This window comes from Ralstonia chuxiongensis (assembly GCF_024158925.1).
In the GTDB taxonomy this organism is placed as follows: Bacteria; Pseudomonadota; Gammaproteobacteria; order Burkholderiales; family Burkholderiaceae; genus Ralstonia; species Ralstonia chuxiongensis.
This window is the reverse complement of sequence record NZ_JAMYWC010000002.1, coordinates 150458-166068: the sequence shown is the minus strand read 5'-3', so window position 1 is coordinate 166068 and position 15611 is coordinate 150458. Positions and strand designations below refer to the sequence as shown.

The window sequence follows — 15611 nt, the reverse complement described above, 5'->3', positions numbered from 1 at the left end:
GATATTGGGTAGACGACTCGCCTTGCACTTAGCGGGCGAGATGCTCTGCAATGGGGCCGAGCGCGAGCGCCGGGATGTACGTGAGCGCGCCCACCAGCAGCACCGAGCCGATCAGCAGCACCACAAACAGCGGCCCATGCGTGGGCAGCGTGCCGGCCGTCACGGGCAGGCGCTTCTTGGCGGCAAACGTGCCTGCCATCGCCAGCACCGGCACGATGATCCAGAAGCGGCCCAGCCACATCGCAATGCCCAGCGCCACGTTGTAGAACGGCGTGTTGGCAGACAGGCCCGCAAACGCGCTGCCGTTGTTGTTGGCGGCAGAAGAGAAGGCGTACAGCACTTCAGAGAAGCCGTGCGTGCCGGGGTTGAAAATGCCGGCCTTGCCCTGCGTCACCACCACGGCCACGGCCGTGCCCACGAGCACCAGCAACGGCGTGACGAGGATGGCGATGGAGGTCATCTTCATCTCGAACACCTCGATCTTCTTGCCGAGGTATTCCGGCGTGCGGCCGATCATCAAACCGGCAATGAACACAGCCAGGATGGCGTACACCAGCATGCCGTACAGGCCCGAGCCCACACCGCCAAACACCACTTCGCCCAGCTGCATCAGGAACATCGGCACGAAGCCGCCCAGCGCGGTCAACGAGTCATGCATGGCATTGACGGCACCGCACGACGCCGCCGTGGTGATGGTGGCAAACAGCGACGAAGCCACGATGCCAAAGCGCGTTTCCTTGCCTTCCATGTTGCCCATCGCCTGATCGACGCCGAGGTTGGCAAGCATCGGATTGGCATGCAGCTCAGCCCATGCCAGGAACGTAGCAAGCGCCACAAACAACACCGTCATCGCGGCCAGCACGGCCCAGCCCTGGCGGCCATCGCCCACCATGCCGCCAAACGTGAAGCACAGCGCTGCCGGGATGATGAAGATGGCCAGCATCTGCACGAAGTTGGTCAGCGCGTTGGGGTTCTCGTACGGGTGTGCGGAGTTGGCATTGAAGAAGCCGCCACCGTTGGTGCCCAGCATCTTGATCGCCTCTTGCGACGCGACCGGGCCCATAGGCAGGGTCTGCGTTTGCGTGGTGGCTTTTTCGGTAACAGGGTTGCCTTGCGCATCCTTGAGCGGGTTGCCCTGCGCATCCATCTTCGGGTTGTCGTACGTGGTGGCGGTGACGGTGGTCACCTCCTTGTAGCCATCGAAGTTCTGGATCACGCCCTGGCTCACGAAGAACACCGACACCAGAATCGACAGCGGCAGCAGCACGTAGACCGTGGCGCGCGTGAAGTCGACCCAGAAGTTGCCGATGGTGTTGGCCGAATGGCGCGCAAAGCCGCGAATGAGTGCAATCACCACCGCAATGCCGGTCGCCGCAGACAGGAAGTTCTGCACCGCCAGGCCGAGCATCTGCGTGAGATAGCTCATCGTGCTTTCGCCCGAATAGCCTTGCCAGTTGGTGTTGCTCACAAAGCTGATGGCCGTGTTGAAGGACGAATCCGGCGTGATGGCGCCAAAGCCCTGCGGGTTGAGCGGCAGCCACTGCTGCGCGCGCTGCAGCGCATACACCGCCAGCGCGCCCAGCACGTTGACGACGATAACGGCCAGCGCATAGCGCTTCCAGCCCATCTCGGCCTGCGGGTTGACGCCGGCCACGCGATAGAACAGCCGCTCGATGGGGCCGAGCCAATGCGCACGCGAAGGCTTGTCGCCAAACACGCCGGTCATATACGCGCCCAGCGGTTTGGCCAGAACCAGCAGCACGACCAGATAGATCGCCAGCTGGAGGAGGAACGCATTCATGGTGTGCCTCGCAGTGTTGTTAGAAGCGTTCGGGCCACAGCAGGGCCACGAACAGATAGACGAGCAGAACCACCGTGATGGCCCCGGACAGCACATAGAGCCAGGTCATTGCTGTTTCTCCATCGCGTGCGTGGTGGGTTGGTCTTTGGTGGCAAGCCGGCCGGAGAGGGCGAGCAATCCGCCCACTGCCAGGGCCAGCACCGCAAGGCCGGCGAGATAAACGAGGTCCATATGCGCTCCCCTTTCCTTCAGGTCGTGTTGGTCAGAACGTCTTGGTCACCGCCAGCAGCGCGGTGGCCTTGCCCATGTAGTTGCCGCGCGTGTTGGTGTAGGCGGCGCGCGCAGCATTGGTGTCGATGTACGCAAGCGATGCCGTCCAGCCGCTGCCGAAGTCTTTCGTCACGCCCACCTTCCAGTCGGCATACGACGTGCGCACCAGCTGATGCGGCACCTGCTGGTAGCCCACGTGCAGGTTCAGAGTCAGGCCCCAGAAGCCGGTGTCGAAGTTGCCCGACAGGTCGAAGTACTGGCTGTGGTGGCTGTCGGCAAAACCGAACAGGTTGGAGAACGCGTGCGAGTACTTGAACGAGACCGGCCCGTAGCCGATCTGTGCGTAGCCTTCGGTGGTGTGCGGGCGGGTGTAGCCGCTTGGGTAGCTGCCCGGGTAGTAGTACTGCAGCACGCCCACATCAATGGGCACGTCCTTCATCAGCTCGGTCTTGTAGCCGCCGTAGAAATCCATCTCGATGGGGGCGGACACGTTGGGGTTGGAATCCCCCAGCCAACTGATCGACGAGTTCCAGTTGCCCACGTAGAAGCCGTTGGGCAGCGCGTAATCCACACCGCCCTGAATGGCCGGCTTGTTGTTGGTCTGCATGAGACCGCGATAGCGGTACTGGCTGGCCAGCGTGACGTTGGCCGTCAACGGGCTGGCAGGGGCGGCCGGAGTGGCGACAAGTGCCGGCGCAGCGTCAGTGGACTGCGCAAAAGCAGCCGCGCTCGACAGTGCTGCGGCGCAGAAGACAACGCCACCGATGACGGTGGCGTGCAAAGAAACCTTGGCTTGCATGGACCTTTCCCTTGTTGTTTTGGGTGCCGCATGGCCCGGCGCAGGTGCGCGTCAACGGGGCCGGATGCGGCGTGCAGGCAGGCTCCCGTCACAGGGCCTGCGTGCAGTGCAACAGTAGGGAAAGGGGGGTAAAAACGGGGTAAAGGTTGGGGGGAGGGGTGTAAACGCCGTGTAAACGTCTGCCTTGGCAGCCGGCTGCCCGCCAGTCAGTGATCGGTTATCCGCACGCTCAATGTCCAAGACCGCTCTTGGCGATCTGCTGTTCCACGAATTGGGCGAACAGGGCATGCATGCGTGTCGTCGGGTGCAGGTTGTCGGCAAACATGTACGTCTGATCGGCGTTGGCCGTCACGTAGGTCGCCGGCGAGCAGAACAATGCCGTTGCATCGGGCGTTTTGGCTGGGTCGCAGGCCACGCTGGTGTTTGACACGACAAAGCCGTTAGCCTGAAAGCTCGCGACAATCTGGTTCACCCAGGTATAGGCATCGATCTGGATGACCTTGCCCTGGAGGCCATTGCTCTGCAGGGCCGCGTTCAGGCTGTCGTTGAACAGTTGCGACAACTGGGTCAGGTTTGCTCCGCCGTCGCCCGAGGAGAAACCTTTGGGCGAGAGTCCGACGTTCGGCACGTTGACGACCACCACATGCGTGGCGCCGCCCTGGACGATCTGCGCAACGATTTGCGCCAGGGTGGCGGCCGCCGTCTGCACGATCGGCGCCGCGGCGGGCAACGCCCCGGCGCGAAGCACATCATTCGAGCCCGCCCAGACCAGCACCAGTTGATTGGCGTTGAAGCTCCCGTGCGCGGCCAGATAGCTTGAAACCTGCTCATTGACGGGCATCTCGACGTTGCCGATCACGTCGGTCAGAAAGTCGTACAGGTTTGCCGGCGTTGCCACTGTCGCACCGCCCTCCGCGTAGCCGAGCCCGCCTTGCGCGGTCAACGCATGCGTGATGTCGATCGTGAACGCCGCGCTGAGCGTATCGCCGTAGTATTGCGCGACGTTTTGCGTCCACACCGGCCCCGGGTTGGTTGTGAAACGCCCACCTCTCACCACGCTCGCAATGGGCGCGTAGGTGCCGACGTCCGACAGGCTGTCGCCGAACGAGACGACCTGCAGATGAACGCCACCCGGCGGGGTTGCTGAGTCGCTGCCGTTACCCGAGCCCTCACCACCCCCGCATGCGGCAAGCAGCGAGGTCATCACGGCAAGCATGGCCGCACAAACCCTGTGATTGATTCCTTGCATGGCGCCTCCCTTGCCGGTCGGCTGGATCGTTGGAGTCACGTGGCGAGTGGATCGCCAGCCTGCTGATCGCTGTTGCGATGGGCACTTTGGTTCAGCATAGAAGATGCCTGGGTCTACATGCACCCGGCGCTGCGCAAGCTGGTTGGGGAGGTGGATCGAGCCGGACCAATGGCGAAGACACGGACGCCAGCGAGGGATTGGTTGGCCAGGCTGCGGAGGTAAGAGAAAAGCCCGCTGGTGCGGGCTTTGGTGAAGCTAATGGAAGAGAGCGAGAAAGGCGCTGATGATCGACGCAACGTTTGCAGCTTTTGGCAGACCTGCCTGGTTGGCAAGCATTGCTGTTCCTCTATGAACACAGCTTCGCGCTTGCAAGCCGATTCAAGCTGACGCCCTGCTCAGCTGCCTGAATGACGAGGGCGCGGTGCGCTTGCGGCGGGATACGCACCTTGAACTCGCCGCTATACGTGCGATCCGCAATCGGATCAGGCACCTTTTCGCCGCTAGCCTCCATGTCGTGCACGACTTCGACGACGACGCGGCGAATGCCCGCACGAGCGCCTTCTGGCGTCTCATCGAGCCACGAAAGCGACGGAAATTCTGCGCACAGGCCGACGTGTTCCCCATCTTCAGGGGACCACGTCACCCGGTAAGTGAAGTGGTCTTGCGTCATGACTTTTGCTCCTTGAGTCTGTCGATGGCGTCCAGAACCTGCCGTACCTGATAGGAAAAGGGGGGTAACGGGAAATAGGGAGGAGTGTAAAGACGCTGCTGAAACCTAGGCGCCCCCACGCAGCGACGCCCTGGTTTCTCTGCTGGGACGGTTTACCTGTACTCCCAGGTGTCGTCGATTTTGATGATCTTCCAGTGCGCATCCAGTCGCTTCATGAACACCAACACATGCACTGGGTTTTGCGAGCCAAAAGAGACCGGCACAATCGCAACATCGCCCAGCATCAGCGCGCGTTGCACGTGCATATGGGCAAGCCAGTCGCGGCTATCGTAGTCCTGCACCTTGAGGAAGTAGTCCACGCCATTCGGCGGGCCGGCGTGTGCATAGTCGTTGCGCAACCGTGCAACGGTATCTTTGGCGACATAGCGATCAATGTCTGGCTCGCGCAGCGGATACGTTTGATCTGAATCGTGCTGAATGAACCATGTGTAGAACGAGATAGCTGCGGCTTCTGGCGTATTTTTCGAGACGTCCGCCTGTGCAGCGGACGCTGACGAAACCGCGACGGCGCAAACCACAGCAACGAGAAGGGAAAGGAAGCGGGTCATGCGTTTGCCTCAGTGATAACGGTAGATTTTGTAAGCCGGTTGGGCGCTTCTGTAAGCCGGGCCGGGATAGAAACCGTGTAGCTGCTTGAAGTCTGAAATCCAGTGCGAACCATCGTAGATCGCCATGTGTCCGTGAGGATGTTCGGGGGCGGGTTGAATCACGATCACGTCTCCCTTCACCGGCGAGCCTATCGCCTCATGAAATCCGGCGGCTTGCAGTGATGGACCGTAGTCCTTTGCCGAGCGGGTGCGCTGCAAAGAGATGCCGCCCCATTCAATCGCCTTGCGAACATATTCTGCGCAGCGGCCCAGACTATTCGGTTCGATATGGCTTGCTGCATAGTTTGCAGCCGAGATGCGGTCATACATTGCGTGCTCCTGAGAAAGTTGGCAGAGGAGCCTGTTTTCTACAGGGTGCACGTCCGCAAATGCATGAGCCGTTTCTGAAAATCCAGCCGACCTGTCGTCCATCTTGGTGGCCGTTCTGCGATGCTCGGTCACGAACCTTCGCGGCTCGAACGCGGGCCTCCAACAGTCGAGTTCGGACCTCTGAGGGCGGAGCGCGAACCTCAAACACTCGGCTTCCACTGTCGGAGCTCGAAAGTTTCGACCTCTGACACCCGGCTTCGACCCTCGGACGGTGGAGCGTCACCCTCAACGGGGCAACCTCGAGTGTTTGAGGGCCAAGCTCCGGTCTCGGAGGTCCGATGGGTCGGATGTTTTTGGGCCGTGTTCGGGCCTCTGGGGGCCATGCGCCACTGTCTGACGGTGGCGTGTCGGCCTCAGACTGTCGAGATCGAATGTTTGAGATCGACACACGCACCTAAAACTGCGGCACTCGACCGTCTGCAGGAAGACAGCGGGGAGTAGAAGGGCGGATGTGCTCCGCCCAGGGTCAACCGCCGCACGTGTTGGGCCGAATTGCGCAGTGCTCGCGCGGCCATTGAAGCCCAGCGGCCGGAGACACAGAATCGGAAGTTGGACGGAGCCCCCATCGCTATAATCCATCCCGCTGCCGCACCAACGGCAGCCTGGTTTAGCGACCTGAAACACCAAGGCGGACGATTGCTGCATGCAGTCGCACTGCTGCTTCCGTTCGCGCCTACTTTGGCGGGCCGGATGGTGAGACCTTCGGGTCTACCGGTTTCCTTGGGACCGGGTCGCTAACACCATCGTCAGGCCCGCCACCCTCGTTTAGCGCCGAGATGGTGGGGCTCCTTCAATCCCAAGGAGGCTCCATGCCTATTACAGACGAGACGCGCCCAGCGTCGTACCCATCCCCGCCAGCACCGTCGCCTAGTCCACCGCCCACGTCCTCCGACACAGGCAGGCTCACCAAGAACCGCACCTACCTGAACGGCGCCATCGCGGCACAGGCGTACCTCAAGCGGACTCGCACCGCCATGTGCACGCACGGCCAATGCCGGCCGGGCATGCTGCGTGAGCAGCTTCAACACCTCTCTGCACACGCATTCCCGCCAGCGTTCATCAAAGGCTTTGTGGATGCGATTGATGCTTACGTATCGATGTCGCTCGGGGGACGCGAAGTCGATCCGCAAACGCGGGACGTGTTAGCCGCCGTAGAGCGGCGGGGCTACGGCCAATAACAATGGATTGATGCATTCCCGTGACGGGCGGGAATGCCATGGCCGTGTCGTCGCTTCCCTCACCACAATGGCCAAGATCACCCCATCACTCAACGTGCTCTTCAAACTCGTTGAGCCGCTTCATGACTGCTGGATTGGACTTATACCGCCGCTTCAATGCGGCAAGGCGTTTGTCGGTGCCAGCGCAGTAGATGTCTAAGCTGTCGGACAGGAATTCTCTTCGCTTCACCTGTTCCGGGCTGTCTCCCTCGGCTGGTTCTCCACGAAAGTGGTCGCAGATTTTCCGTTCCTCAATGAACGTTCTGACCTCTGATGGGAGGCGCTGCGGGGTGAGCGCGCTTGCGTGTGAACACGCCGCCAGGAGGACGAGGCAACCAGCAAACTTCAATGTGATGTTCATATGGGCATAGATGCGTTGAACAGGTCTTGCGGCGAGCCGCGCGCCTTCAATGCATCATCCGCCGGAGCGCGCTAAACCCAATGACGGCGAACAAAAACAGAAAGGCACCTAGAAACCCGGTCAGTAATCCACCAACCATGGCGCGATTGCGGAACCACGTCGGGCCGAATGCTCGCGTCGACAAGTTGGCTCCGACCTGGCTGCGCCCTTGCGCGATATCGCCAAGGCGTCTGGCAACGGTTTCAAGGTTGGACAAGAAGCGCTCACCGCCTGTGGAGTCTCCGTCGATCGTCCCGGTCCAGGTGTTCACGCGGGCGTGCAGGGACGCATCGCACCATTCGACGGCGAACGCGTAGCGTGTCAAAAGAACGTCCAGCGCAGCGCATAGGTCGCTGTCAGCGGCAACCGCGTGAGCAACGTTGGGCGCTTGTTTGCCATACGCAAAAAGGCCGGGGCGGATTTCCGCTTTCGGAAGCCATGACAGCGGGTTCACGAAGCGCGCCTTCTCCTTTGCGTAGAACCCGACGTCGACTGGCTTGGCGCAATCGATAGAAATCGTCGCAACTTCAAGTCCTTGCAGGCGGGCAATCGAAACATTGCGCTGCCGGGCCATTTCATCAACTGAGTCCATGGTGTGCGGTGTCTGGCGGGGAATCTATTTGCAAACCCTCAAACCTTCTCCACCGGCTTCAACTCCCACATCGGCAAGTAATTCATGATCGGCCGCTCGAACGTGCCGCCCTTGTCGATAAAGGGCTTGCCCGAATCCAGCATCGGGCGAAATGTATCCAGTTGCTTAGCCGCGTCCAGGTCAGTCCATAGGCTCACGTTCGAGAGCGACGACGTCGACTCGTCTTCGCCCACATAAAACGCGACCAACCCGCGCATGGCCTCGATACCGGGCCGGAGTACCGCTTCGAGATCGTTCATCATCTGCCGCATCTCGGCAAACTTGTCCGGCGGACACCGCAGAATCGAAACTCGGACGACTGGCTGCATTGGAGACTCCTTTCGTTGAGCTGCGTTGAAAGACAGATTGATTCGCTCCGTATCCGGTCCTGCGAACAAGCGGCGCCATGGACAGGTGGGCGATATAGCCCCATTCGGCAGACGTATGCGCTCCTATACTGCGATCCGTCCGACGCTGCCCATGATGCTCATGCATATGAGGCCCACAAACAACAAGCCGACGACAGCGTAGGCGATGAAAAAGTGGATCGGTGATTCGGCCCTGAATATGGTCCCACCGCGAGCGTCTACCCTCTCTTCCGTCAGATAGCTCGATATCGTCGCAATCAAACCGGCCGTTGACGCGAACAAGGTTCCGATCCATCCAACGTGGATCGGACTTGTCGGATACACGGCGCATATGCCCCAGAAGAGGGCTGCTGCGGCAAGGAGAGTCCATACAGCTTTGGTCATTCTTGAGCTACTGCGCCAAAAACTTAACCACCGCACCCACCGTAGCCTGCGTCTGCTCCTCCATCAACCAATGCCCCGCATCCGGAATCACCAGCTCCTGCACGTTGGTGGCGGCGTTGCGCATGACGATGGCCTCGTTCTCGCCGAAGGACTTGGCGCCGCCGATGGCCAGCACCGGCATGGGCAGCTTGGTGGCGATGGATTTCTGGTTGTCTTCCGCGTCTTGCGGGATCGACAGGAATTGCGCAAACGCCGAATGCATGGCGCCCGGCTTGGCATAGAGGCGGGCGTAGTGGACGCGCGTGGCTTCGTCGATCTTTGAAGGGTCGCCGGCAAACTCATTCCAGAACCGATCGAGGTAGATGCGCTCGCGGCCTTTGACCAGCCGCTCGGCATCGGGGCCGCCGAACGAGAAGTGCCAGAGCTTGGGCGAGCGGACGATCTGCTCCCACGGCGGTACACCCGGCACGGGCGCGTCCATTACGACCAGCCGCGTGGTCTTGTCCGGATAGCGCGCCGCATAGGCAAACGCCACCATGGTGCCGATGTCGTGGCCGACCACATCGGCCTGGTCGATGTTCAGCTTCGTGAGCACCGCCCGGATGTCGCCGGCCTGGGTACGCTTGTCATAGCCGCCTTCGGGGTGCGACGACAACCCCATGCCGCGCAGATCCGGCACCACTACGGTATGCGTGCGTGCCAGCTCGGCGGCCAAGGGCGCCCACATGTCGCCTGTGTCGCCAAAGCCGTGCAGCAACACCACGGCCGGGCCGCTGCCGCCCACGCGCACAAACAGCGTCGCCCCGTCGGTCTGGATGTTCTGGTGCCGGAAGCCCGGCGGATACGGCTTCACCTGCGCTTGCGCAAAGGGCGTCATGGCAAGCATGAGCGCGACGGCGGCAAACAGTTTTCGCATGGCTGTTCTCTCCGGGGGGTACGGCTGTGGGGCTGAGGGGGCCGGCCCGCTGAGCGGGTCGTTGGGGTACGGGCCGCACGCGCCAGATAACAGCGCGCCACGCAGGCCTCGTAAAGAGTAGTACGCGCCCGGCGCGGCGCAAGCGTGGAGGAGAGGGGTGGCGGCGTGCGCTAGCGCCTCAGGCGTTACGGCTGCTGTGACCGCTCGCCAGACGATTCAATGGGGGAGGGGGTGGCCGCTCGCGGCAGTGCGAACTTTGGCGGTTCGCCGCGAACGACTAGGAGCGCGCTGAACGCTAGATCGAAACGTGTACTGCTAGGTACGGCACTCGTACCAGCCCTTCGACTGGTTCACGATGCGCACAACAAGAAGCATGACCGGCACTTCGATCAGCACGCCGACGACGGTGGCCAGCGCCGCGCCGGAATGAAAACCGAACAGGCTGATCGCCGCCGCAACGGCCAGCTCGAAGAAGTTTGATGCGCCAATCAGGGCGGAGGGGCACGCAATGTTGTGCTTCTCGCCAACGGCCCGGTTAAGCCAGTACGCAAGCGCGGAGTTGAAGAACACCTGAATCAGGATCGGTACCGCCAGCAGGCCGATGACCAGCGGCTGTTTCAGGATCGCTTCGCCCTGGAACGCGAACAGCAACACCAGCGTCGCCAACAGCGCAGCGATAGACCATGGGCCGATCTTCGCCATTGCGGCATCGAACGCCGATTGGCCTTTCGCGAGCAGCGCCTTGCGCCAGATCTGCGCGAGGATCACAGGGATGACGATGTAGAGAGCGACCGAAGTCAGCAGCGTCGCCCACGGCACCGTGATGGCGGACATGCCCAGCAGCAGACCAACCAATGGCGCGAATGCGATGACCATGATGCTGTCGTTCAACGCGACTTGCGACAGCGTGAACAGCGGGTCGCCGCCCGTCAGCCGGCTCCACACGAACACCATCGCCGTGCACGGCGCGGCGGCCAGCAGGATCAGGCCCGCGATGTAGCTGTCGATCTGGTCTGCAGGCAGCATCGGCGCAAACAGGTGACGGATGAAAAGCCAGCCGAGAAGCGCCATAGAGAACGGCTTGACGAGCCAGTTCACGACAAGCGTGACGCCAATACCTTTGACGTGCTGACGCACCTCATGCAACGCACCAAAGTCCACCTTGACCAGCATCGGGATGATCATCACCCAGATCAACAGCCCGACCGGGAGGTTGACCTGTGCGTATTCCATCCGGCCGATCTGCTGGAACAGGCCAGGCAGCACTTGGCCGAGCGCGATGCCGGCAACGATGCAGAGGGCCACCCAGACGGTCAGGTAGCGCTCGAAGAAATTGATGGCGGGCTTGGCAGCGGCCTGTGCCGGCGGCGCTACGTTGGATGCAGTCATTGGACAGGCTTCAGATCAGTTTTGCGAGATGCGTTCCAGCGCGGCCTGCAGCTCGGCATTGCTCATGCCATCGAGCGGCAGTGCCAGCAACTGCAGCATGCGGTAGCCGATGGCCTGGCGTGTCAGCTCAAAGGCTTGCCGCTTGCCCTCGTCACCGCCCGTCGCGTTGGACGGGTCGGCATATCCCCAATGCACCTTCACGGGACTGCCGGGCCAATACGGGCAAGTCTCGGCTGCGGCGCTGTCGCACACGGTAATGACGATGCGCATCTGCGGGGCGCCGTCTGCAACAAACTCGTCCCAACTCTTGCTGCGGTAGCCGGTGGTGTCGATGCCTGCGTTGGTGAGGGCCTCGAGTGCAAACGGGTTGAGGCGGCCGCTCGGTGCGCTGCCGGCGCTGTAGGCGCGCACGTCTTTGCCGAGTTGCTTGGCCCAGTGGTTGAGCATCCCTTCGCTCAGCACGCTGCGCGCGGAGTTGTGGGTGCAGAGGATGAGGATGTTGGTGGTCATGGGTTCGATTCGCTGTCAGCAGCAGGATGAGCCGGCGTCGGATTTCACTGCGATACCGATCGGCTTACCTTTCGGGGCCCGTGGTGCGCAGCAGGCAGAACTTTCCGTCGCGGCTTCTTCCTTCTTGTCTTCGCGGAACACCGGGATGTTGCCGAGCAAATGGAAGTGCTCCCAGGCGATGCCCTGCGGGTCGGTAATCCAGTGCTTGTCGCTGCGGGCATAGCAGCAGGTGGTTTCGCCTTCGTCCAATAGGGCCATGTCTGCGGCTTCGGCGCGGGCCTTCAGCTCGGCCAGCTCGGCAGCGTCATCGACTTGGAAGCCAAGATGGTCCACGCCCGCGACGCTGCCACGCGTCGAGATGGCGAAGTTGATGCGCGGGTCATCCAGCATCCACTTGGCGTAATCGGTCTCCACGCGCGTCGGCTCGGCTGCAAACAGCTTGGAGTAGAAGGCGATGCTCTTGCTCAGGTCGTCAACGTGGACATGGACGTGAAATCGTTTCATGGGATGCTCCTTCAACACTTGCAGGCGGTGGCGTTTGGTTCCAGGCAGGCTTCACCCTGGCAGCAGTTGGCGGTCAGGAAGCCCAGCAGGTCGTTCATGTGGTCATAAGCCGCGCGGTAGATCAGGTTGCGGCCGTCGCGCTCCTGCGTCACCAGGCGCGCGGCTGTCAGTTCCTTGAGGTGGAATGACAACGTGGCGCCCGGCACGTCGAGCTGTTCGGCAATCGCGCCTGGCGTCAGACCTGTCGGCCCGGCAACCACCAGCATGCGGAACACTTGCAGGCGAATGCCATGGGCCAGCGCGGCGAGGGATCGGATAGCGTCGTTTTCTTCCATATTTCTAATATATTCGAAATATAGGGCGGCAGCAAGACGATCAGCCAGTGATGCCGGGAACACATTGGGGAGCACTTGACGCTGTTGTGCGAGAGATTGGGCGGTCGCCTTCGGTGGTCGCTTCACCAATGGCCAGCACTTGCATGCCGCTTTGCCCACAACCCAGCCACGGGCTCGATGCCCGACAGAGGGTTTATAGGTTTACTTCTTTATGTATACAGATAGTAGTAGTAGATAACGGTGGATAAGTTCTGTGGATAAGCACCAAAAGCGCTTTTGCATCAAGGACTTGCAGAACGGACAACCCATCGGACAGCGTGTGCTGTTGCGTGGATGAGTCCGGGGGATCGCGTCTGACCCTGTCGACCCGGTGGGAAGTTGTTCCCGTGCTGTCTGCCCACTGACCCCGGAGAACCAACACGCTTGTCCCTGGAGTTATTCACAGGGGGAGGGGAGGTTATCCACAGCGGCGTTCTTGCAGCCGACTAGTGCGGGTAATACTCCAGCTCGGCAATGCGCGCGCGGATTGCCTCCACGTTCAGCCCTTCGATATCGGGGCTCGCCATTGAGCCGCTGTCTGCGCGCCACGGTGCGTTGTCGGCCGTCCGCTGTGCGTTTCGATAGGCCAGCCATGCACGTTGGGCGTTGCGGATGGCCTGGCGGGAGGCGGGGTCCGTCTTGCTCATGACCGCTTGATACAGCGTATTCATCTGGCGGTCGTACGCCTGGTAAGCGGTGTGCGTGCACTCGGTCATGCCGGCCGTCGTGATGCCTCGCGGGCTCTTCAGGCATTGCTGGAGCGCGTCGTCGACGGGGTCGGCGGCCCATGCAGTCAAGGGGAGCAGCAGAGCTGCCGCAAGGGATAGCGTGCGCACGACTGCACGCACGCGCTGAGGGGCGGGATCGTGTGCCGGGCGGATCAGGCTGATGTGCATCGGAAAGGCCATTGCGTACCTCGTGGTTTTCAGGGCGGGGTGGTTGCCATGGTAGGAAAAGTCTTCCCGTGCCGCACTGGGCGCGGGATGAAAGCGGCCATGTGCGGAGAAGGCACACCACACGGGCCAATTCCCCAGCACAATCGCGCACACGCTCATCTCAGCTTTCCCAGGATTCATCCAATGACGCCAATTCGCGGCATCTCCACCATCGCCTTTGCCATCGCTCTGTTGCCCACGGCTGCGCATGCAGCCAGTTTTGATTGCGCCGCCGCGCGCAGCCCCATCGAGCACGCCATCTGCAATGACGCACAGCTCTCCGCCCTGGATAGCCAACTGGCCGATGTGTACCGCGCTGCGTTGAACAAGCGCGGCGCGGACACCGATGCGTTGAAGGCCGAGCAACGCGAATGGCTGAAGCAGCGTAGGCCGTCGGGCCAGATCGACGTGGCAGCGTTGAGGGAGGCGTACCGCACGCGCATTGACGAGGTGAAATCGCAACCCGTGTTTCCCGATCCGGGCGAGCGCGTGGATGGCCCGGTGTTCCCCCTGAAGGCGATCGCCAAGCAGCACGACTTCGTGCTGCGCATGCTCGAAGCGTGTCCGGCGGAAAGCAGCAACGAGGACACCACCTGCGAAGGGCCCGCCCAGTTGCTCATCCATGACAAGGGCCAACGCGCCGTGCGTCAGGTCATCAACCTGCCGAAGGTGTTTGTCACGCTGCCCAAGGGGAAGAAGGGACCGCTCGTCAACTCGACGCGGCTCTATGACGACCAGGGCGTGATCAACGTTGGCGATTTCAACTTCGATGGCCAGGAAGACTTCGGCATCCAGACCGGCAACGAGGGCAGTTACGGTGGGCCCAGCTATGACGTCTATCTGTTCAATGCGCAGGCGCAGCGCTTCGTACCCAACAGTGAGATGACGGGGCTCATTCTGGAAACGCTCGGGTTCTTTGAAGTGGATGCCAAGAACAAGCGTCTGCGCACGTGGGCGAAGAGCGGTTGCTGCTATCACGAGCACACGACGTACGCCGTCGAACACGATGTACCCGTCGCTGTTGAACGCCGCATTGATGACGCGCAGGGCAGCGGCGACAAGATGAAAGTCACCGTGGAAACACTCGTCAATGGCAAATGGCGCAGCAAGGTGCATTACGAGCCGATGCCGAAGTGAACGCGCTCACCAACAACATCAACAGACATGAAACACGCCCGCCTGACCCCTCTGCTGTGCGCTGCTGGCCTGCTGCTTGCCGCGCAAACCCTCCACGCTGCTGAAGACGCCTGCAGCGCCCAGGTAGACAGCGCGATCAAGCGGGCTTACCCCGCTGCAAAACGTGCAGACCGTGGTTACAAGGTCGGCGACGCGCGCATCCAATTATCGGAGGAGTTCAGCCCGCACGCGGTGGTGTGCCGCACGTGGCCCGCGCATCCGGAACTCACGCTCATGGCCGTGCCGCTCATGCAGCAGGAAGACGCGGACGCCGGCAATGAAGGCGACCTTGAATTGTTCGTGCTCGACACCGGCAACGGCAGCATCCGGCAACGTCTGCGCCTGCCTGCGCGCATGTCGGACGACGCGGTGCGCATCCAGTCCGTCACGTTCGATACCGCGCGCTACGTGGTCGCGCCAGGTCAGATGGCATTTGGGGTGCGCATCGTCAAAGAGGGCAGCTCGCGGCCCAATCCGTTCAATGAGACCGGTCTGTGGCTCTACACCATCCAGGGCAATCAATTGAAACCCGTGTTGAACGGCGTTGTCGTGGAAAGCGGCGGCGGCGAATGGGATACCAACTGCGCCGGCGCGTTCGAGCAAATCAAGCGCACGCTGACCATGACATCAGACACGCACAACGGCTACGCCGATATCGCGGTGTCGGAAACCAAGTCTTCATCCACCAACACGGTCGACAAGGCTGGCGAATGCCAGACGCACGAAGCCAAGCCGCGGCGCACCACCTACCGGCTTGCGTATGACGGCAAGCAATACGTCGTGCCGAAGGCGCTGATGCCGTTGGATTGAGGGGCAAGCGTGGGCGAGTTCGCTACGCCCTCATCCTGGCGTCTACGCCATCTCGCCTAGACAACGGCTGATAACGCAAACGCGGCACCCGTCCTATACCTACGGTGTTCGGCCATGCATGGCCGTGGCGGCTTTGTCGCGGCGCTTGCCCTGGCCATCACCCAGGAGGCA

20 protein-coding genes are annotated in these 15611 nt (G+C 61.7%); 3 read left to right on the top strand and 17 right to left on the bottom strand.

Annotated features, from left to right (window positions below; translation table 11 throughout):
• Positions 1-28: 28 nt before the first annotated feature.
• From kdpA to NKG59_RS05375, 8 genes are all read right to left on the bottom strand, one after another.
• Complete coding sequence (gene kdpA / locus NKG59_RS05405; RefSeq protein WP_253535801.1) at positions 29-1801, bottom strand: potassium-transporting ATPase subunit KdpA; 1773 nt, start codon at positions 1799-1801, stop codon at positions 29-31.
• Between the two features lie 19 nt (positions 1802-1820).
• Positions 1821-1910: a K(+)-transporting ATPase subunit F gene (gene kdpF / locus NKG59_RS05400; RefSeq protein WP_004628487.1), complete on the bottom strand. Its 90-nt coding sequence runs from the start codon at positions 1908-1910 to the stop codon at positions 1821-1823.
• Positions 1907-2032 (bottom strand): hypothetical protein, encoded by a 126-nt coding sequence (locus tag NKG59_RS26395; protein ID WP_004628489.1) that lies wholly within the window; start codon positions 2030-2032, stop codon positions 1907-1909. Before NKG59_RS26395 ends, kdpF begins: the two co-directional genes overlap by 4 nt.
• A gap of 31 nt (positions 2033-2063) precedes the next feature.
• On the bottom strand, positions 2064-2870 hold the full coding sequence (locus tag NKG59_RS05395) for a TorF family putative porin (RefSeq protein WP_253535800.1): 807 nt from the start codon (positions 2868-2870) through the stop codon (positions 2064-2066).
• Between the two features lie 229 nt (positions 2871-3099).
• Entirely contained in the window at positions 3100-4119 is a 1020-nt protein-coding gene (locus tag NKG59_RS05390; RefSeq protein ID WP_253535799.1) for an SGNH/GDSL hydrolase family protein, read from the bottom strand.
• Positions 4120-4465: 346 nt separating this feature from the next.
• Positions 4466-4789, bottom strand: coding sequence for a type II toxin-antitoxin system HicB family antitoxin (locus NKG59_RS05385; protein ID WP_253535798.1), 324 nt, complete (start codon positions 4787-4789; stop codon positions 4466-4468).
• Between the two features lie 152 nt (positions 4790-4941).
• Positions 4942-5397, bottom strand: coding sequence for a DUF3828 domain-containing protein (locus NKG59_RS05380; RefSeq protein WP_253535797.1), 456 nt, complete (start codon positions 5395-5397; stop codon positions 4942-4944).
• 9 nt (positions 5398-5406) lie between these two features.
• Complete coding sequence (locus tag NKG59_RS05375) at positions 5407-5766, bottom strand: CHAP domain-containing protein (protein ID WP_253535796.1); 360 nt, start codon at positions 5764-5766, stop codon at positions 5407-5409.
• Positions 5767-6635: 869 nt separating this feature from the next.
• Here NKG59_RS05375 and NKG59_RS05370 point away from each other — a divergent pair.
• The gene (locus tag NKG59_RS05370; protein ID WP_253535795.1) at positions 6636-7004 is read left to right on the top strand and encodes a hypothetical protein; all 369 of its coding nucleotides are present in this window, start codon (positions 6636-6638) and stop codon (positions 7002-7004) included.
• 85 nt (positions 7005-7089) lie between these two features.
• Here NKG59_RS05370 and NKG59_RS05365 read toward each other — a convergent pair whose 3' ends face one another.
• The 9 genes from NKG59_RS05365 to NKG59_RS05325 form a co-directional block, all read right to left on the bottom strand.
• A complete protein-coding gene (locus NKG59_RS05365; protein WP_253535794.1) occupies positions 7090-7404 on the bottom strand; it encodes a hypothetical protein in 315 nt (104 codons plus the stop codon).
• A gap of 46 nt (positions 7405-7450) precedes the next feature.
• Complete coding sequence (locus NKG59_RS05360) at positions 7451-8035, bottom strand: hypothetical protein (RefSeq protein WP_253535793.1); 585 nt, start codon at positions 8033-8035, stop codon at positions 7451-7453.
• A 38-nt stretch (positions 8036-8073) separates the two neighbouring features.
• Complete coding sequence (locus NKG59_RS05355; protein WP_045205246.1) at positions 8074-8403, bottom strand: hypothetical protein; 330 nt, start codon at positions 8401-8403, stop codon at positions 8074-8076.
• A 430-nt stretch (positions 8404-8833) separates the two neighbouring features.
• Positions 8834-9742, bottom strand: coding sequence for an alpha/beta fold hydrolase (locus NKG59_RS05350; RefSeq protein ID WP_253535792.1), 909 nt, complete (start codon positions 9740-9742; stop codon positions 8834-8836).
• Positions 9743-10057: 315 nt separating this feature from the next.
• Complete coding sequence (gene arsB, locus NKG59_RS05345; RefSeq protein WP_253535791.1) at positions 10058-11131, bottom strand: ACR3 family arsenite efflux transporter; 1074 nt, start codon at positions 11129-11131, stop codon at positions 10058-10060.
• Between the two features lie 15 nt (positions 11132-11146).
• Entirely contained in the window at positions 11147-11641 is a 495-nt protein-coding gene (locus NKG59_RS05340; RefSeq protein ID WP_253535790.1) for an arsenate reductase ArsC, read from the bottom strand.
• Positions 11642-11656: 15 nt separating this feature from the next.
• Positions 11657-12145, bottom strand: coding sequence for an ArsI/CadI family heavy metal resistance metalloenzyme (locus tag NKG59_RS05335; protein ID WP_253535789.1), 489 nt, complete (start codon positions 12143-12145; stop codon positions 11657-11659).
• A gap of 11 nt (positions 12146-12156) precedes the next feature.
• Positions 12157-12480 (bottom strand): ArsR/SmtB family transcription factor, encoded by a 324-nt coding sequence (locus tag NKG59_RS05330; protein WP_253535788.1) that lies wholly within the window; start codon positions 12478-12480, stop codon positions 12157-12159.
• A 485-nt stretch (positions 12481-12965) separates the two neighbouring features.
• On the bottom strand, positions 12966-13427 hold the full coding sequence (locus NKG59_RS05325; RefSeq protein WP_253535787.1) for a lysozyme inhibitor LprI family protein: 462 nt from the start codon (positions 13425-13427) through the stop codon (positions 12966-12968).
• 171 nt (positions 13428-13598) lie between these two features.
• Between NKG59_RS05325 and NKG59_RS05320 the strand changes: the two genes are divergently transcribed.
• The gene (locus tag NKG59_RS05320) at positions 13599-14591 is read left to right on the top strand and encodes a lysozyme inhibitor LprI family protein (RefSeq protein ID WP_253535786.1); all 993 of its coding nucleotides are present in this window, start codon (positions 13599-13601) and stop codon (positions 14589-14591) included.
• Positions 14592-14618: 27 nt separating this feature from the next.
• Entirely contained in the window at positions 14619-15440 is an 822-nt protein-coding gene (locus NKG59_RS05315) for a PA3715 family protein (RefSeq protein ID WP_253535785.1), read from the top strand.
• Positions 15441-15611: the final 171 nt, after the last annotated feature.